This is a genomic window from Kitasatospora indigofera, assembly GCF_014655955.1.
GTDB lineage: Bacteria > Actinomycetota > Actinomycetes > Streptomycetales > Streptomycetaceae > Kitasatospora > Kitasatospora indigofera.
Map to the genome: position 1 here is coordinate 1 of NZ_BNBO01000014.1, position 19,001 is coordinate 19,001.

General features: G+C 74.2%; 19 protein-coding genes. 11 read left to right on the plus strand and 8 right to left on the minus strand.

What is annotated here, in order from left to right:
- Positions 1-61: 61 nt before the first annotated feature.
- A complete protein-coding gene (locus IE329_RS14790; RefSeq protein ID WP_190211336.1) occupies positions 62-853 on the minus strand; it encodes a hypothetical protein in 792 nt (263 codons plus the stop codon).
- 323 nt (positions 854-1,176) lie between these two features.
- Here IE329_RS14790 and IE329_RS14795 point away from each other — a divergent pair, with 323 nt between their 5' ends.
- Positions 1,177-2,196 (plus strand): eIF2B alpha/beta/delta subunit family protein, encoded by a 1,020-nt coding sequence (locus IE329_RS14795; RefSeq protein WP_190211337.1) that lies wholly within the window; start codon positions 1,177-1,179, stop codon positions 2,194-2,196.
- 293 nt (positions 2,197-2,489) lie between these two features.
- Here the strand turns inward: IE329_RS14795 and IE329_RS14800 are convergent, their stop codons facing one another.
- Together IE329_RS14800 and IE329_RS14805 are read right to left on the minus strand one after the other, a co-directional pair.
- A complete protein-coding gene (locus tag IE329_RS14800) occupies positions 2,490-3,080 on the minus strand; it encodes an isochorismatase family protein (RefSeq protein WP_190211338.1) in 591 nt (196 codons plus the stop codon).
- 129 nt (positions 3,081-3,209) lie between these two features.
- Positions 3,210-4,523, minus strand: a complete 1,314-nt coding sequence (locus IE329_RS14805) for a nicotinate phosphoribosyltransferase (protein ID WP_190211339.1) — start codon at positions 4,521-4,523, stop codon at positions 3,210-3,212.
- A gap of 369 nt (positions 4,524-4,892) precedes the next feature.
- On the opposite strand from IE329_RS14805, the gene clpS reads away from it, so the two are divergent.
- The 7 genes from clpS (at position 4,893) to IE329_RS14835 (ending at position 9,718) form a co-directional block, all read left to right on the plus strand.
- Positions 4,893-5,186: an ATP-dependent Clp protease adapter ClpS gene (gene clpS, locus IE329_RS14810; RefSeq protein ID WP_073923055.1), complete on the plus strand. Its 294-nt coding sequence runs from the start codon at positions 4,893-4,895 to the stop codon at positions 5,184-5,186.
- Positions 5,187-5,271: 85 nt separating this feature from the next.
- The gene (locus tag IE329_RS14815) at positions 5,272-5,847 is read left to right on the plus strand and encodes a DUF2017 domain-containing protein (RefSeq protein ID WP_073923056.1); all 576 of its coding nucleotides are present in this window, start codon (positions 5,272-5,274) and stop codon (positions 5,845-5,847) included.
- A gap of 230 nt (positions 5,848-6,077) precedes the next feature.
- A complete protein-coding gene (locus IE329_RS14820) occupies positions 6,078-7,520 on the plus strand; it encodes an amino acid permease (RefSeq protein ID WP_190211340.1) in 1,443 nt (480 codons plus the stop codon).
- 35 nt (positions 7,521-7,555) lie between these two features.
- Positions 7,556-7,987 carry a M67 family metallopeptidase gene (locus tag IE329_RS14825; RefSeq protein WP_190211341.1) on the plus strand — a complete coding sequence of 144 codons (432 nt, stop codon included), beginning with the start codon at positions 7,556-7,558 and terminating at the stop codon, positions 7,985-7,987.
- 171 nt (positions 7,988-8,158) lie between these two features.
- Positions 8,159-8,278: a putative leader peptide gene (locus IE329_RS42030; RefSeq protein WP_329495163.1), complete on the plus strand. Its 120-nt coding sequence runs from the start codon at positions 8,159-8,161 to the stop codon at positions 8,276-8,278.
- Positions 8,279-8,376: 98 nt separating this feature from the next.
- Positions 8,377-8,655 carry a MoaD/ThiS family protein gene (locus IE329_RS14830; RefSeq protein ID WP_190211342.1) on the plus strand — a complete coding sequence of 93 codons (279 nt, stop codon included), beginning with the start codon at positions 8,377-8,379 and terminating at the stop codon, positions 8,653-8,655.
- 94 nt (positions 8,656-8,749) lie between these two features.
- Positions 8,750-9,718, plus strand: coding sequence for a PLP-dependent cysteine synthase family protein (locus IE329_RS14835; protein WP_190211343.1), 969 nt, complete (start codon positions 8,750-8,752; stop codon positions 9,716-9,718).
- A 268-nt stretch (positions 9,719-9,986) separates the two neighbouring features.
- Here IE329_RS14835 and IE329_RS14840 read toward each other — a convergent pair whose 3' ends face one another.
- Complete coding sequence (locus IE329_RS14840) at positions 9,987-10,436, minus strand: type II toxin-antitoxin system PemK/MazF family toxin (protein WP_190211344.1); 450 nt, start codon at positions 10,434-10,436, stop codon at positions 9,987-9,989.
- Between the two features lie 225 nt (positions 10,437-10,661).
- On the opposite strand from IE329_RS14840, the gene IE329_RS14845 reads away from it, so the two are divergent.
- Complete coding sequence (locus IE329_RS14845; protein ID WP_190211345.1) at positions 10,662-10,856, plus strand: MarR family transcriptional regulator; 195 nt, start codon at positions 10,662-10,664, stop codon at positions 10,854-10,856.
- A gap of 346 nt (positions 10,857-11,202) precedes the next feature.
- Entirely contained in the window at positions 11,203-11,949 is a 747-nt protein-coding gene (locus tag IE329_RS14850) for an MBL fold metallo-hydrolase (protein ID WP_190211346.1), read from the plus strand.
- A 228-nt stretch (positions 11,950-12,177) separates the two neighbouring features.
- On the opposite strand, the gene IE329_RS14855 is transcribed toward IE329_RS14850, so the two are convergent.
- Positions 12,178-13,092, minus strand: a complete 915-nt coding sequence (locus IE329_RS14855; RefSeq protein WP_190211347.1) for a branched-chain amino acid transaminase — start codon at positions 13,090-13,092, stop codon at positions 12,178-12,180.
- 142 nt (positions 13,093-13,234) lie between these two features.
- Between IE329_RS14855 and IE329_RS14860 the strand changes: the two genes are divergently transcribed.
- The gene (locus IE329_RS14860; protein ID WP_190211348.1) at positions 13,235-14,290 is read left to right on the plus strand and encodes a helix-turn-helix domain-containing protein; all 1,056 of its coding nucleotides are present in this window, start codon (positions 13,235-13,237) and stop codon (positions 14,288-14,290) included.
- 40 nt (positions 14,291-14,330) lie between these two features.
- On the opposite strand, the gene IE329_RS14865 is transcribed toward IE329_RS14860, so the two are convergent.
- The 3 genes from IE329_RS14865 to IE329_RS14875 all read right to left on the minus strand — a co-directional run bounded on the left by IE329_RS14865 (position 14,331) and on the right by IE329_RS14875 (position 18,298).
- Complete coding sequence (locus IE329_RS14865; protein WP_190211349.1) at positions 14,331-15,617, minus strand: LLM class flavin-dependent oxidoreductase; 1,287 nt, start codon at positions 15,615-15,617, stop codon at positions 14,331-14,333.
- On the minus strand, positions 15,614-16,651 hold the full coding sequence (locus IE329_RS14870; RefSeq protein WP_190211350.1) for an LLM class flavin-dependent oxidoreductase: 1,038 nt from the start codon (positions 16,649-16,651) through the stop codon (positions 15,614-15,616). The genes IE329_RS14865 and IE329_RS14870 overlap by 4 nt, the downstream gene beginning before the upstream one ends.
- A 360-nt stretch (positions 16,652-17,011) precedes the next feature.
- A complete protein-coding gene (locus tag IE329_RS14875) occupies positions 17,012-18,298 on the minus strand; it encodes a PTS transporter subunit EIIC (RefSeq protein WP_190211351.1) in 1,287 nt (428 codons plus the stop codon).
- Between the last annotated feature and the right edge of the window lie 703 nt (positions 18,299-19,001).

Here is a 19,001-nt window from a genome sequence, read left to right on the forward strand (position 1 = left end):
GGCCCCCGACGGCGCCGGGCGGCGCCCCGCCGGTCGCCCGGGCGGCCGGCGGCCCGTGCCCTCAGCAGGTGAGGCCGGCCTCCGCCGCGCCGACCCGGGCGCCCGGTCCGGTGCGGTCCGCGGCGGTCCGTGCGGTGCCCTGCGTCCCGGTGCCGGCCGGGCCGGCCCTCCGGGCCCGGTCGGAGCAGTCCATCCGGTCGGCCGCGGTGGTGCGTTCGACCTGGGCCGGGAAGCCCTCGACCGCGCGGCGCCTGGTCCGTTCGGCTGCTGCGGCCGCCGCCGCGCCCGCCGCAGCCGCGCTCGCCGCCGCGGCGGCGGAGGCCGCAGCACTTGCCGCCGCCGCTGCTGCGGCACTCGCGGCCGCCGCGGCCTTGGCGGTGTCGCGCCGGGTGCTGTCGGCGCGCGCGTCTCCCGTCCTGGTGCTGTCGGTCCGGGCGCTGCCGACTCTCGTACTGCCGGTTCTCGCGCCGTCCGCGTCCGCGTTCGCGGTGCCGGAACCGGTTTCGGGCGCGCCGTCCGTCCGTCTGCCGCGGGCCGCCCGGGCGGCGTTCTCCTCGACGGTCTGCCTGGCGGCGAGGTAGGCCTGGACGACCGCCATGCCGTACACCGGCTGGATCAGCTGGTGCCCTTTGAAGAACGGCCGGGCGGGGGCGAATCCGGCCGCGACCACCAGGTCCCGGATCTCGGCTATCTCGTCCTCGGTCCGGGCGGTGAAGCGGACCTCCCAGCCCTTCTTGTACGTATGACCCTGTTCGCCGCTGCGGCGTGCGAGGTCGGGCTGGCGGACGTATCCGGGGAGACGGCCGAGGCGCAGCAGAGCCGCGCGAAGGCCGGAGGTCTCGTCACGTGACATGGAGTAAGGGTAGGCAATCTTACGGACGGGAGTGACTCCCGTGAGGGGCTTCGGCGTATGGTCCTGGTCACCCACGGTCAAACGCCCTGGTCTGTGGTCCGGGCCGGCCGGTCCGACGGGCCGGGCCGCTCGCCGGAGGCGGCGTCGGGCAGCCGGAGAGGGGATGCCGGATCCGCCCACGATGACAACCTTAAGGCCGCCGATTACTCCGAACGAGTGAGGGTATGGGGACTTTAGCGCAGACCGGTCCCGGTTTCGCGACGGTTGGGTAACAGTGCGTCAGGCAACCGATGGCCGGACGGGCTGTTGGGGATGGTGTCGGCATGAGCTACCAGATCCCTTCGCCGCCGCCGTCTCTGGAAGAGCTGGCGAAGCGTCAGCAGAATGTCATCACCGCCGGCCAGCTGCGGGCCCGGGGTGTGCCGTCCCGGGTGATCAGCGAGCACTGCCGCCGGGGCGGCCCCTGGCAGCGGCTGCTGCCCAGGGTCTACCTGCTCCAGGACGGCGAACCGACCCCCGAGCAGCGGATCTGGGCGGCGTTGCTCTACGCCGCGCAGAACGGTCGTGAGGACGGCCGCCGGGGCGGTGCGGTGATCACCGGTGCGGCCGCCCTCGCACTGTACGGGTTCGCCGCCGTCCCGCGGTTGCCCGCCCTCACCGGGGTGGAGGTGCTGGTGCCGCGCCAGCGCCGGCTGAAGGACGCCGGGGAGGTACGGATCCGCCGCACGGCACGGGAGTTGGAGGCGCAGCAGGTGCACGGGCTGGCCTGTGCGCCGGTCGCCAGGGCGGTCGCGGACGCGCTCCGGGAATGGACCGACGCGGGCGGCCCGGCGGGCGGCGCCCAGCCGGTCCGGGCGGTGCTGCGCGAGGCGGTGGCGCTGCCCGAAGCCCGCTGCACGATCTCCGAGTTGCTCTCCGAGCTGATCGAGGCCGACCTGCTCGGCGAGGCCAGGATCCGGGCCGCCCTGGACGAACTGCTGACCGAGGCGCGGGAGTCGGCGATCGAGCTGGCGCTCCGTCTGGTCGACGACTGGCTGCTGCCCGTCCCGTTGGCCGGCCCCGAGCTGCGGATGCGCGGCGGGACCTTCATCGCCGTGCCGGACCTCTACTGGCCGAAGGCCGGCGTCGCGCTGGAGATCGACCCTGAGCTGCGCTGCGTCAGCGCGGGTGAGTCGGCCTGGGCGCGCGGCGGGAGGCACCGGCTGGAGTACGTGGGGGTGCGGGTGGTGCAGGTGTCGGGGCGGCGGCTGGCGGCCGAGCCCGAGGCGGTCGGCGCCGAGCTGCGGCAGGCCGTCGCGCTGGGCGGGACCGACCTGGTGGAGCTGCTGGCGGCCGGGCGCTGACCGCCCGCCCGGCGCCGCCGGGCGGTCCGTCCGTGCCCTTCGGCGCGTCGTTCACCTGCTCCTTCGTAGCGGTCCTGCCGTACCCGGCCGGTCCGTCACATCCCGACTTCCGCACCCGGCACGGCGCACCCGTCCGGTCGGAGCCGCCCGTGGCATCCGTCGCGTCCGTCGCGTCCGTCGCACCCGGCCGCGGCCGGCCCGCCGTACCCGGGCCGTTGCCGCGCCTCCCGGCGCCGGACAGTCCGCGCCTCCGGCCCCCGTCCAGGGCGACCCGCCCACCGTCGGGGTGAGGGCTACCCGCCCACCACCGGGGTGCCGACCAGTTCGACCCCCGCCGCCCTGAGCTCCGCCAGCGCGGCGGCGGTGGTGTCCGGTGCCACGCCCGCCGTGAGGTCCAGCAGGACGCGGGTGGTGAATCCGGCCCGCGCCGCGTCCAGCGCGGTCGCCCGGACGCAGTGGTCGGTGGCGATGCCCACCACGTCCACCTCGGTGACCTGGCGCTCGCGCAGCCACTCGGCCGCGCCCAGGTTGTTCTCGTCGAGGCCCTCGAACCCGCTGTAGGCCGCCGAGTAGGCGCCCTTGTCGAAGACCGCCTCGATCGCGCCGGAGGTGACGGAGGGCGCGAAGTTGGGGTGGAAGCCCACCCCCTCGGTGCCCGCGACGCAGTGCACGGGCCAGCTGTCGACGTAGTCGGGCTCGGCGGAGAAGTGCGCGCCCGGGTCGATGTGGTGGTCCCGGGTGGCCACGATGTGGTGGTAGGCGGGGGACGATTCGGCGATCAGGTCGGTGATCGCGGCGGCCACCTCGGCGCCTCCGGCGACGGCCAGGCTGCCGCCCTCGCAGAAGTCGTTCTGCACGTCGACGACGATCAGTGCCCGGTGCATGGGTCGCATCCTCGGTTGTGAAGGTGGTGGGGCAGGTAAGTGGTGGGGCTGGGTGCTGGCAACTCTAGGGAGTGACGTGCGCGGGCGGAAGTGCCGCGGGGCGCGTGCGCCCCGGCCCGCTCCGCCCGGTCAGGCGGTCCGCTCGGTCGCCAGGACCGGCTCGCCCTTCGACAGCTGGGTGGCGGACAGCGGCAGGGCGGCGAGGGACCGGAGGTGCCGCTCGCGGGCTGCCGCCAGCGGCTCGCGCCCCACGCTCTCGCCGTTCAGGACCAGCGGGACCTGCAGCAGGTGGCCGGCCAGCTCCTCGGGGACGGGGCCGGTGCCGATCACCTCGGCCTCGGCGACGCCGTCGGCGTCGGGCCGCCGGGCGGCCCACTTGCGCCCGCCGACGCTGCTCTTGGCGCCGGCCGAGCGCTTGGCGACCGGCACCAGCGGCCCGCCCGGGACGCTCTCCCTGGCGACCAGCTTGTAGACCATCGCGCAGGTCGGGTGGCCGCTGCCGGTGACCAGGCTGGTGCCCACCCCGTAGCCGTCGACGGGGGCGGCGGCCAGCGCCGCGATGGCGTACTCGTCCAGGTCGGAGGTGACGATGATCCGGGTCTTGCGGGCACCGAGGTCGTCCAGCTGGCGGCGGACCCGGTGGGCGAGCAGGGTCAGGTCGCCGGAGTCGATCCGGACGGCGCCGAGCTCGGGGCCGGCCACCTCGACGGCGGTGCGGACGGCCTCCTTCAGGTCGTAGGTGTCGACCAGCAGGGTGGTGCCGCGGCCCATCGAGTCGATCTGCGCGGTGAAGGCGTCCCGCTCGGTGTCGTGCAGCAGGGTGAAGGCGTGCGCGGCCGTCCCGGTGGTGGGGATGCCGTGGGTGAAGCCGGCCTCCAGGTCGGAGGTGGCGGTGAAGCCGGCCACGTAGGCGGCCCGGGCGGCGGCCACCGCGGCGCTCTCGTGGGCCCGCCGGGCGCCCATCTCGATGCACGGGCGCCCGCCGGCGGCCGAGGTCATCCGGGAGGCGGCGGCCGCGACGGCCGAGTCGAAGTTGAGGATCGACAGGATGACCGTCTCCAGGATCACCGCCTCGGCGAAGCTGCCCTCGACGGTGAGCAGCGGCGAGCCGGGGAAGTACGCCTCGCCCTCGGGGTAGCCGTGGATGTCGCCGGTGAAGCGGTAGTCGGCGAGGAAGCGCAGGGTCTCCTCGTCGACCACGCCCTGGTCGGCCAGCCAGTCGAGCTGCGGGGTGGTGAAGCGGAAGTTCTCGACCGCGTCCAGCACCCGGCCGGTGCCGGCCGTCACGCCGTAGCGGCGGCCGTTGGGGAGGCGGCGGGTGAACACCTCGAACACGGAGCGGCGGTGCGCGGCTCCGCTGCGCAGGGCGGCCTGCAGCATGGTGAGCTCGTAGCGGTCGGTGAGCAGCGCGGTCGAGCCGGCCGCGCGTGAAGTGGCGTCCATGGGGAGGATGCTACTACCACTTAGCGTCAGTTTGACGATTTCTCCGTGCGGATGTTCCGGCGAGCTTCGAATGTTCGTGCGCCCGTTACCCGGCACCCGCTCCGCCGCCGGTTCCCGGCCGCCGTGCGCGCGCGTCCGCCGGCCTGTCCCGCGGCCCGTTCCCGCCACCCGCCCCGGTCCCCGGCCACGGCCCGTCCCGCCCGGGGGAGCGCGGACCCGCCCGCCCCGCCCGGCCGCGTCCGGCCGTTCCGGCAGGGTCTGTCCGGTTCCTCCCGGCGATGGCGGGCCGGAATCGCCCACGGGTCCCCCGGATGGCAGCATGGGGAGCGAAAGAGCATGTGGGAAAGCGTGCGAGGAGGAGAGCCAGCGGTGAGTGTCGCGCCCGTCGAGATCGAGCGCCCGGAGGTCGAAGGCCTGCCGGTGGTGGAGCCGGACACACCGTGGGTGACGATCGTCCACAACGACCCGGTCAACCTGATGAGCTACGTCCAGTACGTCTTCCAGGCCTACTTCGGCTACCCGAAGGACAAGGCCAGGAAGCTCATGATGGAGGTGCACACCAAGGGCCGGTCGGTGGTCTCCAGCGGCTCCCGCGAGGAGATGGAGCGCGACGTCCAGGCGATGCACGGCTACGGCCTGTGGGCCACCCTTCAGCACGACTGACGGCCCGGCGCGGCCCGCGGGAGCGGGCCGGACGCGGGCGCACCGGTGCTACCGAGCAGACGACGAGACGGGCTGACCGATACAGATGGCTGGGTTGTTCGAGAGTGCCGGCGGCGGTGGCGCGGCGATCGCGCTGGACGAGCTGGAGGCCTCCATCCTGCGCTCGCTGGAAGTGCAGATGCTGGAGCTGATCGGGCCGGGGCCGGGGGAGGGCAGTGACGACCCGCTGGCGGCCCTGTTCGCCGAGGGCCCGAGCGAGGCCCCCAGCGACCCGGCGCTCGCCCGGCTCTTCCCGGACGCGTACGGCGAGCCCGGGGCGCCCGCCGACGCCGGCACCCGGGAGGCGGCCGCGGAGTTCCGCCGCTACACCGAACTCGACCTGCGGGCCCGCAAGCGCGACAACGCGCTGCACGTGGTGCGGGCGCTGGACGGGCTCGGCGGCGAGGGCGGCGTGCTGAAGCTCGCGGCGCCGGACTGCCTGCACTGGCTGGGCGCGCTGAACGACCTGCGGCTCACCCTGGCGGCCCGGCTGGAGATCACCGAGGAGGACGAGCAGGGCCTGTACCGGCTGCCCGACAGTGACGAGCGCAAGCCGCTGGTGATGGCCTACCTGTGGCTCGGCGGCATGCAGGAGTCGCTGCTGGAGGCGATGGCCGACTGACCCGCCGTCCGCCCGCGCGGGCGGCTGCTCCACGGCCCCGCCGGGCGCTCCGGCGGGCCGCGCGCGACCCTTCGACCCTCTGTCCGGATGCTGGACAGGGGGTCCTCGCATTACCGGGTGAACCGGGCGAAACGCTGACCTGACATGCTCAAATATCGCTCAGATGCGCACCGGTATCCGGGCACCGCGTGGTACGACTGCTCCACCCCACGAGAGCAGGACGGTGCACCATGGCCGAGCAGACCTACGACGAGGTGTCGGATCCCCGACCGGACGAAGAGGGCTACGCCCGCGGCCTGGGCAGCCGGCAGATCCAGATGATCGCGATCGGCGGCGCCATCGGCACCGGCCTCTTCCTGGGTGCCGGCACCGCGATCTCCAAGGCGGGGCCCAGCCTGATCCTGTCGTACGCCGTCGCGGGCGTGGTGATCTTCGTGATCATGCGCGCGCTCGGCGAACTGCTCACCTACCGGCCGGTGTCGGGCAGTTTCGCCGAGTACGCCCGGGAGTTCCTCGGCCCGTTCGCGGGGTACGTCACCGGCTGGACGTACTGGCTGTTCTGGGTCGTCACCGGCATGGCCGAGACCACCGCCGCCGCGGTCTACGTGCGGTTCTGGGAGCCGGGCATCCCGCAGTGGTGCAGCGCGCTGGTCTTCCTGCTGCTGCTCTACGCGGCCAACCTGATCTCGGTGAAGCTGTTCGGCGAGATCGAGTTCTGGTTCTCGATGGTCAAGGTGACGGCCATCATCGGCATGATCCTGATCGGCGTCGGGGTCCTCACGCTGGGCTTCAGCGACGCGGGTGACACCGCGTCGATCACCAACCTCTGGCAGGACGGCGGCTTCTTCCCCAAGGGGATCGGCGCCACCGTGATGACCCTTCAGATCGTCATGTTCGCCTACCTCGGCGTCGAGCTGGTCGGTGTCACGGCCGGTGAGAGCGAGGACCCGCAGAAGACCCTGCCGCGCGCCATCAACACCCTGCCCTGGCGGATCGGCCTGTTCTACATCGGGGCCCTGACGGTCATCCTGTGCGTGGTGCCGTGGACCGAGTTCCAGCCCGGCGTCAGCCCGTTCGTCGCAGCCTTCGGCAAGATCGGCATCCCGGCGGCGGCCGGCATCATCAACTTCGTGGTGCTCACCGCGGCGCTCTCCTCCTGCAACTCCGGGATGTACTCCACCGGCCGGATGCTGCGCGACCTCGCCCTGCGCGGCCAGGCGCCCCGCCGGATGGGCACGCTGAACGGCCGGCGCACCCCGGCGGCGGCGATCACCGCCTCGACCCTGCTGATGGGCCTGGGCGTGGTCCTCAACTACCAGGTGCCCGCCAAGGCGTTCGAGTACATCACCTCGGTCGCCACCGTCTGCGGACTGTGGACCTGGGCGATGATCCTGATCTGCCAGATCCGCTACCGCTCCTCCTGGCAGCGCAAGCACCTGCCGGAGCCCGGCTTCAAGGCGCCGACCGGCGTCTGGTCCAGCTGGGCGGCGCTGGCCTTCCTGGTCCTGGTGGTCGTCCTGATCGCCTTCGACGAGGACAGCCGGATCTCGCTGTACGTCTTCCCCGCCTGGGCCGCCTTCCTGGTGATCGGCTACCAGGTGCTCAAGCGCCGCAGGCCGGAGGCGGTCCACGGGGTGCCGCACGACCACCTGCACGCCGGCGGCGGACGGTGAGTCCGGGCCCGGGACGCGCTGGCTATCCTGACCGCATGCTGACCATCACCCGCGAACTGCACGACGCGATCGTCGCCCACGCCCGGGCCGACCACCCGGACGAGGCCTGCGGCGTCATCGCCGGACCGGCCGGCACCGGCCGGCCCGAGCGGTTCATCCCGATGCTCAACGCGGCGCGCTCGCCCACGTTCTACGAGTTCGACTCCGGCGACCTCTTCAAGCTCTACCGCGACATGGACGACCGGGACGAGGAGCCGGTGGTCGTCTACCACTCGCACACCGCCACCGAGGCCTACCCCTCGCGCACCGACGTCTCGCTCGCCTCCGAGCCGAACGCGCACTACGTGCTCGTCTCCACCGCCGAGGGCACCGGCCCCGGCGACCCGTTCCAGTTCCGCTCGTTCCGGATCGTGGACGGGGAGATCACGGAGGAAGACGTCCAGGTCGTCGAGGCCTACCAGCCCTGACCGCACCCACCTGGATTCCGGCCCGCCGGGCGCCCACCAGCGCCCGGCGGGCCTTCACGTGCCCCGGGCCGGACGACCGCCGTTCACCCGAATCTCATCAGGAGATACGGAAACATCCGGATCGCGAGACGGGAATGTCGGAGCGGGGCCGGGAATCTATACGATGAGCCCATGCGTTCCGTCGATGTGAGCACTCAGGCACCGGGCACCCGCCTCGTGGCGCGCCTGCACGTCGACCTGTGCCGGCTCGCCAGCGCGATCTGTCCCGGTACGTCCGCCGGCTCCCGCTGAGCCGCCCGCCCCGGCCTGCCGCCCGGCACCGACGCCCGGGGCCACCCCCTGCCGCGCCCCTGCGGCCCACCCATCCCGACCTGCACAGGAGCGCACTCATGGCCATCGAGGTCCGCATCCCGACCATCCTCCGTACCTACACCGACGGGGCCAAGTCCGTCGAGGGCTCCGGCGCCAACCTCGGCGAGCTCATCGCGGACCTCGACGCCCGCCACCCCGGCATCGCCACCCGGCTGCTGGAGGGCGGCGACCTGCGCCGCTTCGTGAACGTGTACCTGAACGACGAGGACGTCCGCTTCCTGGAGGGCATCAGCACCGCCGTCGCCGACGGCGACAGCGTCACCATCCTCCCCGCCGTGGCCGGCGGCGCCCGCTAACCGAGCCCGGGCCCGTCCGCCGGCACCCGGCGGACGGGCCGCCGCGCTCCACCACCCTCACCCACGCCGCACCCGCCCGCCGCCGGAGGCTCCCTTGCGTTACGACAGCCCGCTCGAAGCCGTCGGCAACACCCCGCTGGTGCGGCTGCCCCGGCTCTCGGCCGCCGTCCCTGGGAACGAGGCCGGCCAGGTCTCGCTCTGGGCCAAGCTGGAGGACCGCAACCCCACCGGCTCCATCAAGGACCGCCCGGCCCTGCACATGATCGAGCGCGCCGAGGCGGCCGGGCTGCTCACTCCCGGCTGCACGATCCTGGAGCCGACCAGCGGCAACACCGGCATCTCGCTCGCCATGGCGGCCAAGCTCAAGGGCTACCGGATGGTCTGCGTGATGCCCGAGAACACCAGCGAGGAGCGCCGCGAACTGCTGCGGATGTGGGGCGCCGAGATCATCGGCTCGCCCGCCGCCGGCGGCTCCAACACCGCGGTGCGGATCGCCAAGGAGATCTCCGCCGAGCACCCCGACTGGGTGATGCTCTACCAGTACGGCAACCCGGACAACGCGGGCGCGCACTACGCCACCACCGGCCCCGAGATCCTCGCCGACCTGCCGACCGTCACCCACTTCGTGGCGGGCCTCGGCACCACCGGCACCCTGATGGGCGTGGGCCGGTTCCTGCGCGAGAAGGTCCCCGGTGTGCAGATCGTGGCCGCCGAGCCGCGCTACGACGACCTGGTCTACGGGCTGCGCAACCTCGACGAGGGCTTCGTCCCCGAGCTGTACGACGCCGAGGTGCTCACCACCCGCTTCAGCGTGGGCTCGGCGGACGCCGTCCGCCGGACCCGTGAGCTCCTCCAGGAGGAGGGCATCTTCGCGGGCGTCTCCACCGGCGCGATCCTGCACGCGGCCGTCGGCGTCGCCCGCAAGGCCGCCGCGGCCGGCGAGCGCGCCGACGTGGTCTTCGTGGTCGCGGACGGCGGCTGGAAGTACCTCTCCACCGGCATCTACACCGCGGAGAGCACCGAGGACGCGGTGGAGGCCCTGCAGGGCCAGCTCTGGGCCTGACCGGCCCGGCGCCCGGCCCCCGCCGCACGCGGGGCGGGGGAGTGGCGCCGCGGTTCGCGCCCCGGTGGGGCGTGCCCCGGGCGGGCTCCCGGGCCGCCCGCGCGTCCGACGGCCCGCACGTCTGAAGACCCCCGCGTCCGAACACCCGCGCGTCCGAAGACCCGTGCGTCCGACGATCCGCCCGCCTGACGACCCGCGGACCGACGCCGGGCCCCCGCAGGGCCCGCGCAGGGCCCGCGCGCCGACGGCCCGCGCCGGTCCGGCCCGGTCAGCCGCCGCGCCGCGCCCGCGCCCAGGTCCGCTCGTCGAGCGGCCCGACCCGGCGGCGGAAGGCGGCCAGCGGCACCTCGCGCTGCTCGTCCGTCTCCAGCCAGCTGGTCCGGCCCCGGGCGTCGCCGACCGTGTCGGGCGGCAGCGCCAGCACCCCCGGGCGCTCCGCGTGGTGCTTGCTGGTGATCTTCGCGACGGTCGCCGTCCGGCCGTTCACCCGCAGGACCAGGCACGGCCGGTCCTTGGCCCCCGGACCGTCCTCGAACGGGACCTCGGCCCACCAGATCTCCCGCGGCGCCGGCCGCCCCGCCGCCCCGCCCCGCGCCGGCCTGGCCCCGCCCCGCGGCGGGCGCCCCGGCCCGGGGCCCCGCCGCGACCTGCGCGCCAGCACTCCCACCAGCACGGCCAGTCCCACGGCCGCCGCGCCGGCCACCCAGTACGCGTTCACACCCAGTACCCGTTCATCCGCCCGACCGTACCCGGCCGGGCCGGGGTCCGGCACTCCCCCCACCACGGTGACCGCCGTGACAGCCGGGCATTTATCCGTTCTCTGCTCCTGATTCGTCACAAAACAGTCACCGGGGCCGATCCCCGGCGAAGTCGCCCCGCCGGGCGGAAAGGCTGGACCCGCAGCCGAGGCCGGCCTCGGAGCTCCCCGCCCGAAGGTGGCCCCATGACCGCGCACCGTGCCGACCTCTGGTCGTACGCCGAGATCGCCCGCCACATCAGCGTCCAGCCCGAGACGGTCCGCAACTACCGCCGGCACGGGCTGCTGCCCGAGCCCGACCTGCACGACGCGGCCGGACACCCCCGCTGGTACGCCGACACCATCAGGGCCTGGGCCCGCAACCGTCCGCGCCACCGCTGACCGGCCACGCCCCCGCCCGCCCCCGGCCCCACCGCCGGCCCGCCGCCGCGGCCCCCGCCGAGGCACCGCCCGCACCGTCCCCGGGCCCGGCGTGCACCCCCGGCCCCGGCGCGCCGGGGGACGCGCGCGCCGTCCGCCAACGCCCCCGTCCCGCAGCGTTCTGGTGATTCCAGCCACAGCCCGGCACGGAGACGGGGGCAAAGTGCCTCTGCGCCCTTACTCTCGACACGCGAACGCAGTGCTACCGACCGGTGTACCGACGGGTAGCGACGGGCCCGCCGGACGACCGGGCCCGGACAGCCATGACCAACAGCAGCCAGGACGTGTCGGGGCGGAGGGGCTCGGTATGAAACTGACCGTGGTGGGGTGCTCGGGAAGCTTCCCGTCCACCGAATCGCCGTGCTCCAGCTACCTCGTGGAGGCCGACGGCTACCGAGTCGTGCTCGACCTCGGCAACGGCGCCCTCGGCGCCCTGCAGCACTACTGCGGCCTGTACGACGTCGACGCCGTCCTGCTCAGCCACCTGCACGCCGACCACTGCATCGACCTCTGCGCCTACTGGGTCGCGCGCAACTACCGGGCCGAGGGCTGCCCCGAACTCCTCCCCGTCTACGGGCCGGCCGGCACCGCCGAGCGCCTCGCCCGGGCCTACGACATGCCCGAGGAGCCCGGCATGCGCGAGGTCTTCGACTTCCGCACGCTGCGCCCCGGCAGCTTCGCCCTCGGCCCGCTGCGGATCACCGTCGCCCAGGTCAACCACCCCGTCGAGGCCTATGCCTTCCGGGTCGAGCACCGGGGCAGCTCGCTCGTCTACTCCGGCGACACCGGCGAGTGCGCCGAACTCGTCGAGCTCGCCCGCGACAGCGACCTCTTCCTCTGCGAGGCCGCCTACACCGACGGGCGGGACACCTACCAGGCCGTCCACCTCAACGGCCGCGAGGCCGGCGAGCACGCCACCGCGGCCGGCACCCGCCGCCTGGTCCTCACCCACATCCCGCCGTGGACCGACGCCGAACGCAACCGCAAGGACGCCGTCGCCGCCTACGCCGGCCCTGTCGAGGTCGCCCGGCCCGGCGCGGTCTACGAGATCTGACCGCTCGGCGGCCCTTCGCGGGAGTCCGGGAATTCCTCCGGATCCACCTGCCACCCCCCGGGCCCCCGCACGTCCTTGTGAGTGGGCGGCACGGAAGCCGCGCACGGTCGCCGGGCCCGTCGACACCCGCACCGTCACGGTGGAGGCGGTCTCCGACGAACTGGCCGGCGTCCCGGCCAGGGCCGCCGCCGCGGCCGGGCCGGGCGGACCAGGAGGGCCGGGGGCGGGTCACTCCACCAACGTCAGCCAGCGCCGGTAACGCGGGTCGGCGCCCGAGACCGCGGCGCCGTACGTCTCCCGCAGCCGGTCGGTGACCGGGCCGGGCGCGGCGGGCAGCTCGCGGTCGTCCAGCGAGCGGACCGCGACCACCCCGGCCGCCGTGCCGCAGACGAACAGCTCGTCCGCCGCGTACAGGTCCGAGCGCAGCAGGTTCTCCACCCGGACCGGCAGGCCGAGATCGCGGGCCAGCGTCAGCACGGTGTCCTGGGTGATGCCCTCCAGCGCCCCCGCGCTGGCCGGCGGTGTGCGCAGCACCCCGTCGCGGACGGCGAACACGTTCTCCCCCGTGCACTCGCTCACCGAGCCGTCCGGACCCAGCAGCAGCGCCTCGTCGTAACCCGCGTCGTTCGCCTCCCGGCGGGCCAGCACCGAGTTCAGGTAGGGGCCGGTGGCCTTCGCGGCGGTCGGCACCGCGTTCGGGTCGTTCCGCCGCCAGCTGCTGGTCTTCAGAGTGATCCCGGCGTCCGCGCCCGGGAGTTGGCCCTGCCATTCCCAGCTCGCGATCGACACCGTGACCGGCGAATGCCGCATGTCGATCCCCATCGAGCCGTACCCCAGGAACGCGAAGTGCCGCAGATAGCAGGACCGGTGGCCGTTGGCCCGGACCAGCTCCGCCGTGGCCTTCGTCAAGTCGTCCGTACTGTAGGGAAGTCGCATGCGCAGCATATGGGCGCTGCGCTCCAGCCGGCGCAGGTGCTCGGGCAGCCGGAACACCGCCGGGCCGTCCGCGGTCTCGAACACCCGGGTGCCCTCCAGCACCCCCGTGCCGTAGTGCAGGCCGTGCGTCAGCACATGGGTCCGCGCCTCGTGCCAGGGCACCAGCGCGCCGTCCAACCAGATCGTCGAAGCTTCGGGAAGAGCCATGCCCACCATGGTGGCCACCGCGGCCGGCCGGGTCAGCCTCCCCGGCGCGGCCGGAACAGGCGTGGCCGGGAGCGGAACCGGCGGCCGTCTCGCCCCTCGGAAAAGCAGGACCGGCCCGCCCGTGCCTCACTAGGCTGCGCCGATGGAGCGCACCGAGCACGCGCAGACGCCCGCCGACAGCGACGCCGTCCGGCTCTACGCCCGCCTGCTCACCGACCCCGCCGGCCCGCCCGGCGCTCCCGGCCCCGGCTGGGACGGCCCGCGACTCGCCGCCGCCACCGCCGAACTGCGCGCGCTCGGACTGCTCCAGCCCACCGCCGCCGACACCGGCGGGCACGCCACGGTCTCCGTCGACACCGCCGTCCGCCAGCTGCTGCTCGACGCGGACCAGCAGATCGGCGCGCTGTTCGACGCCGTCCGCCGCACCCGGGACACCGTCGAGCGGCTGCACGACGGCTACCTGCTCGTGCAGGAACGCCACCGCGCCGAGCACCCGCTCGAACTCGTCCGGGGGGCCGACCGGATCGCCGCCCTGCTGGAGGACGCCGCCCGCGGCGCCCGGACCGAGGCGCTCTCGCTCCGGCCGGGGCAGGACGCCTCCGAGCCGGCCCTGGCCGGCAAACTCGCCCGCGAACGCCTCGCCCTCGCGCACGGCGTGGCGATGCGCACCGTCTACCCGGCCGCCGCCCTGCGCCGCCCCACCGTCCTCGCCCACCTGCGGGAACTGACCGCGGCGGGCGCCCAGATCCGGGTCGCCCACACCCTCCCGCTCTGGCTGATCGGCATCGACGCCCGGGTGGCGATCCTGCCCGCCCCCGGTTCGGTCCACGCGCCCGGTTCGGCCCCCGCCGCCGGGGCCGGCCCGCCCGAGGCGCCCGGGCCGCAGGCCGCGGCGGCCGTCGTGGTCCGCGAACCGGCCCTGGTCGCCATGGTCCGCGAACTCTTCGAGTACTTCTGGGCCGGCGCCTGGACCCCTCCCGAACTCCTCGCCGGCAGCCGCACCCCCGCCGCACCGGAGGGCCGCCACCACGAGGTGCTGCGGCTGCTCGCCGCCGGACTCACCGACGCCGCGATCAGCCGCAAGCTGGAGGTCTCCGAGCGGACCGTCCGGCGCCTGGTCGCGGAGCTGATCGCCGACCTGGGAGCGGAGAGCCGCTTCCAGGCCGGCGTCCACGCCGCCCGCCTCGGCCGGCTGTAGGCCGCGCGGGCCGCCCCCGCAGGGGCGGCCCGCCCCGGGCTCAGCGCCCGCCCGGGGACGGCAGCCCGAGGTGCTCGCGCAGCGTCCGGCCGGTGTACTCGGTCCGGAACACCCCGCGCTCCTGCAGCAGCGGCACCACCTGGTCGACGAAGTCGTCCAGCCCGCCCGGGGTGAGGTGCGGGACGAGGATGAAGCCGTCCGCGGCGTCGTTCTGCACGTGCTCGTCGAGCTGCGCCGCGACGGTGCGGGCCGAGCCGATGAAGGACTGCCGCCCGGTCAGCTCGATCACCAGTTCACGGGTGGTCAGGTTCTTCTCGGCGGCGGTGGCCCGCCACTTGGCGGCGATCTCCAGCGGGTCCCCCAGCCGGGTGCGGCCCTGCACCAGCGCGCTGTCCGGCACCGGGTCGGCCGCCGGCAGCGGCCCGTCCGGGTCGTGGTCGGAGAGGTCGACGCCCCAGACCTGCTCCAGGAACGCGATCGCCGTGCGCGGCCCGACCTGGGCCCGGCGGATCTCGGCCGCCCGCTCGTGGGCGTCCGCGTCGGTGTCGCCGAGCACGTAGGTCACCCCGGGCATGATCTTCAGCTCGTCCGGCTTGCGCCCGTACGCGGCGAGCCGCCGTTTCACGTCGGTGTGGAAGGCCTGTCCGGCCGCCAGCGTGCTGTGCCGGCTGAACACCACGTCCGCGGCCGAGGCCGCGAACTCCCGCCCCTCCTCGGAGTCGCCCGCCTGGATCACCACCGGGTGCCCCTGCGGCGGGCGCGGCAGCGACAGCGTGCCCGTCACGTCGAACTGCGGCCCCGCGTGGCTCACCTCCGCGCCGTCGGCGTCCCAGAACTCCCGGGCGAGCCGGACGAACTCGGCGGCCCTGGTGTACCGGTCCGCGCGGTCCAGGTAGCCGCCGCGGCGGAAGTTTTCCCCGGTGAAGGCGTCCGAGGAGGTCACCACGTTCCAGGCGGCCCGGCCCTCGGACAGGTGGTCGAGCGAGGCCAGCCGCCGGGCCAGCTCGTACGGCTCGTTGAAGGTCGCGTTCACCGTCGCCGCCAGCCCGAGCCGGTCGGTGACGGCCGCCAGCGCGTTCAGCACGGTGATCGACTCCGGCCGGCCCACCACGTCCAGGTCGTGGATCCGGCCCTTGACCTCCCGCAGCCGCAGGCCCTCCGCGAGGAAGAAGAAGTCGAACTTCCCGCGTTCGGCGGTCTCGGCGAGATGCCGGAACGAGGAGAACTCGATCTGGCTGCGGGAGGCCGGGTCCGTCCACACGGTGGTGTTGTTGACCCCGGGGAAGTGGGCGGCGAGGTGGATCTGCTTCAGCGGACGGCCGGTCATCGGGACACCTCGGCGGGGGAGCGGGTGGTGGCGGGGGCGGGAGCGGCGGCTGCGACCGGGTCGGGGCCGGCGGCGTACCGGCTGGCCGGCCGGGCCAGGCCGAGGTGGTCGCGCAGGGTGCGGCCGGTGTAGGCGGTCCGCAGCAGTCCGCGGGCCCGCAGGGCCGGCGCGACCCGGTCGGCGAACGCGGCGAGATCGCGGCCGGGGTCGGCGGGGACGAGGTGGAAGCCGTCCACCCCGCCGGTCCCGGCGATCCGCTCGGTCAGTGCGTCCGCCGCCACCGCGTCGGGGAGGGCGAGGCCGAGCCGCAGCAGGATCCGCAGCTGCTCGCCGGCCTGGAGCCGGAGCCGGTCGGCGGCGGCCCTGGCGGCCTCCGGCCCGGGGGCGTCGAGCAGGACGACGTCGGCGTACCGGGTCGCCAGGGCGGTCCGCTCGGGCAGGTCGTCGGCGTTCAGCGCCACCACCACGACCGGGCGGCCCTGGGGCGGGCGCGGGGTGATGGACGGGCCGCGGACCGAGAAGTACCGGCCCTGGAAGTCGGTGTAGTGGAGCTTGTCGCGGTCGACGAAGCGGCCGGTGGCGACGTCGCGGATCTCGGCGTCGTCCTCCCAGCTGTCCCAGAGCCGGGCGGCGACCTCCACGGCGTCCGCGGCCTCGGCCCAGAGTTCCGGCGGCGGCGCGACCGGCCGCCGGCCGAAGGCGCGGGCCTCCTCCTCGGTGCCGGAGACGGTGACCAGCCAGCCGGCGCGGCCCTCGCTCACCCAGTCCAGGGTGTTGACGGAGATCGAGGTGTGGAAGGGCTCGGTGTGGGTGGTGGTGACGGCCGGCACCAGGCCGACCCGGCCGGTCGCCGGGGCGAGCCGGGCGAGGGCGGCGAGGGCGTCCGGCCGGTGCGGCGCGGCGGTGAAGGAGTCGTCCAGGGTGACGAAGTCCAGGGTGGCGCGCTCGGCGGCGAGGGCGAGCGCGGTGTAGTGGCCGGCCCGGACGTGTCCGGGGCTGTCGAGGGCAGCGGAGAAGTGCAGCTGGCGGGGCATGGGGCAGCCTTGATTTCCTCGTGCGGGTACGTGGCGGGGAGCCCTTGGCGGGCGACACGAGTTGCTGGGGGCGGGCAGGGCCGGGCGGGACGTCAGCCGGGCGGCCGCGGGGAAGGGGTCAGGCGCGACACGCCGCGGACCACACGCGACCGAAGTCGATGTGGCTGCGGGTGACCAGAATGCGCCGGGCCTTCATCGCCCCAGTGGACCAGCGATCTTGCCGATTCGTCAACCGTCTTCCGGCGGACGCCCCGTCCGGCCCGGGCCGGACGGCCCCGGGCGGGCACGGGAACACCCCGCCCCACCGCTCGGGCAGCGAGCGGCGGGGCGGGGTGCGGTGGAGCGTGGTGCGGTGGGGCGTCAGGCCTTGGTGACGTCCTCGACCTCGTCGTCGTCCTCGCGACCGGGGGTCTTGAGGTCGAACTTGGCGATCGCGAAGCGGAACAGGAAGTAGTACAGGGCCGCGAAGACCAGGCCGATCGGGACGATCATCCAGGGGCTGGAGGCCTTGTTCCAGGCGAGCGCGTAGTCGATCAGGCCGGCCGAGAAGGTGAAGCCGTCGTGCACGCCGAGGGCCCAGGTGACGGCCATCGAGACGGCGGTCAGCAGCGCGTGGATGACGTACAGGGCGGGGGCGATGAAGACGAAGGCGAACTCGATCGGCTCGGTGACACCGGTGACGAAGGAGGTCAGGGCCAGCGACATCATCATGCCCATCACGGCCTTGCGGCGGTGCGGCTTGGCGGCGTGCGCGATGGCCAGGGCGGCGGCGGGCAGCGCGAACATCATGATCGGGTAGAAGCCCGACATGAACTGTCCGGCGGTCGGGTCGCCAGCGAAGAAGCGGTTCAGGTCGCCGTGCACGACGGTGCCGTCGGGCTGGGTGAAGTCACCGGTCTGGAACCAGGCGTAGGAGTTGACGAACTGGTGCATGCCGACCGGCAGCAGACCGCGGTTGACCAGGCCGAAGGCGCCCGCGCCGAGCGCCCCGGCGCCGATCAGGGTGTCGTTCAGGCTCGTGATGGCGTCGCCGACGGGGCCCCAGAGGAGGGCGAACAGCACGCCGACGGCGGTGCCGACGAAGGCCATGATGATCGGGACCAGCCGGCGGCCGTTGAAGAAGCCCAGCCAGTCGACCAGCCGGGTGCGGTGGTACTTCTGCCAGAGCACGGCGGCCAGCAGGCCGATCACGATGCCGCCGAGGACCCCCGGGTCCTGGAAGGTCGCCGCCTTGTCCTTGCCGGGCAGGATCTCGTACGGCGTGATCGGGAAGGCGGTCAGCACGTTCTTGTAGACCAGGAAGCCGACCAGGGCGGCGAGCGCGGTGGAGCCGTCGGCCTTCTTGGCGAAGCCGATCGCGATACCCACCGCGAACAGCAGCGGCAGGTTGTCGAACACCCCGTGGCCGGCGGTGGAGAAGACGGAGGCGACCTTGTCCCAGCCGAGGCCGTCCTTGCCGAAGACGTCGTCCTGGCCCAGACGGAGCAGCAGACCCGCGGCGGGCAGCACGGCGATCGGGAGCTGGAGGCTGCGGCCGACCTTCTGCAGACCCTGGAGGACGCTCTGGCCGTACTTCTTGGCGGGGCTCGGCGACGGGGCCGGGGCCGGGGCCGCACCGGGCGCCGGTGCCTGCGCAGACGTAGTCATGGGGGAGGTTCCTTACGGCAGGGGCGGTCGGGTGGTGCAGGGGACGAGGACCGCCGCGAACTGGTCTACACCACACGTGGTGTAGACCAGTTTTCTAGCATGAGCCGAGAAGGGGGGGAACCCCGGATAGGGGCGCGGGCCGGAAGCGCTATGAAATCGAAACCTTCCCGAGGATTCGCGATCATGATTCCGCGGGCCGGATTGGGACTTTGGCGATTTGCGCAACAAAATGCCCGCCCGGTGCCGGCCGGCGGGTCCGGGCGGGCGGTGGTGGACGAACGGTCGGCCCCCTGGGGATGTCCGCGCGGCCGTCTCCGCCGGCGGGGCGCAGGACCGGACGACGGTGAACGGCGGGCGGCCGTCGTGAAGGCCGGGTGAGCACGGTCCGGACCGGCCGGCCGGCGCCGCCGGGACGCCCCGGGCGCCGACTGCAGGGGCCTGGCCTGCGGCGGTGTGCGCGGCGCTCCGCCTGACCGGACATCATCACGAACAAGTAGCCTGCCACGAACCGGGGGCGATGGAATCCGAAGTGGTCGATCATCGCCGGAACTGCACAACTTCGCCCGGATCACGACACGTGCCGCGCGGCCGGGCCCGAGGGCATTCCGCGGATTTCCGGCCCCCCGCCGTCCGGCCGCCCGGAACGGCCGCCGGGACCGCCCGGAATGCCGCCGACCTGCCCCGGGACGACTCCCTCGGGGCC

What these genes read in the sequence shown, in the direction of transcription:
- IE329_RS14790 (WP_190211336.1), bottom strand. Translation starts at nt 853, where the DNA reads ATGTCACGTGACGAGACCTCCGGCCTTCGCGCGGCTCTGCTGCGCCTC.
- IE329_RS14795 (WP_190211337.1), top strand. Translation starts at nt 1,177, where the DNA reads ATGAGCTACCAGATCCCTTCGCCGCCGCCGTCTCTGGAAGAGCTGGCG.
- IE329_RS14800 (WP_190211338.1), bottom strand. Translation starts at nt 3,080, where the DNA reads ATGCACCGGGCACTGATCGTCGTCGACGTGCAGAACGACTTCTGCGAG.
- IE329_RS14805 (WP_190211339.1), bottom strand. Translation starts at nt 4,523, where the DNA reads ATGGACGCCACTTCACGCGCGGCCGGCTCGACCGCGCTGCTCACCGAC.
- IE329_RS14815 (WP_073923056.1), top strand. Translation starts at nt 5,272, where the DNA reads ATGGCTGGGTTGTTCGAGAGTGCCGGCGGCGGTGGCGCGGCGATCGCG.
- IE329_RS14820 (WP_190211340.1), top strand. Translation starts at nt 6,078, where the DNA reads ATGGCCGAGCAGACCTACGACGAGGTGTCGGATCCCCGACCGGACGAA.
- IE329_RS14825 (WP_190211341.1), top strand. Translation starts at nt 7,556, where the DNA reads ATGCTGACCATCACCCGCGAACTGCACGACGCGATCGTCGCCCACGCC.
- IE329_RS42030 (WP_329495163.1), top strand. Translation starts at nt 8,159, where the DNA reads ATGCGTTCCGTCGATGTGAGCACTCAGGCACCGGGCACCCGCCTCGTG.
- IE329_RS14830 (WP_190211342.1), top strand. Translation starts at nt 8,377, where the DNA reads ATGGCCATCGAGGTCCGCATCCCGACCATCCTCCGTACCTACACCGAC.
- IE329_RS14845 (WP_190211345.1), top strand. Translation starts at nt 10,662, where the DNA reads ATGACCGCGCACCGTGCCGACCTCTGGTCGTACGCCGAGATCGCCCGC.
- IE329_RS14850 (WP_190211346.1), top strand. Translation starts at nt 11,203, where the DNA reads ATGAAACTGACCGTGGTGGGGTGCTCGGGAAGCTTCCCGTCCACCGAA.
- IE329_RS14855 (WP_190211347.1), bottom strand. Translation starts at nt 13,092, where the DNA reads ATGGCTCTTCCCGAAGCTTCGACGATCTGGTTGGACGGCGCGCTGGTG.
- IE329_RS14860 (WP_190211348.1), top strand. Translation starts at nt 13,235, where the DNA reads ATGGAGCGCACCGAGCACGCGCAGACGCCCGCCGACAGCGACGCCGTC.
- IE329_RS14865 (WP_190211349.1), bottom strand. Translation starts at nt 15,617, where the DNA reads ATGACCGGCCGTCCGCTGAAGCAGATCCACCTCGCCGCCCACTTCCCC.
- IE329_RS14870 (WP_190211350.1), bottom strand. Translation starts at nt 16,651, where the DNA reads ATGCCCCGCCAGCTGCACTTCTCCGCTGCCCTCGACAGCCCCGGACAC.
- IE329_RS14875 (WP_190211351.1), bottom strand. Translation starts at nt 18,298, where the DNA reads ATGACTACGTCTGCGCAGGCACCGGCGCCCGGTGCGGCCCCGGCCCCG.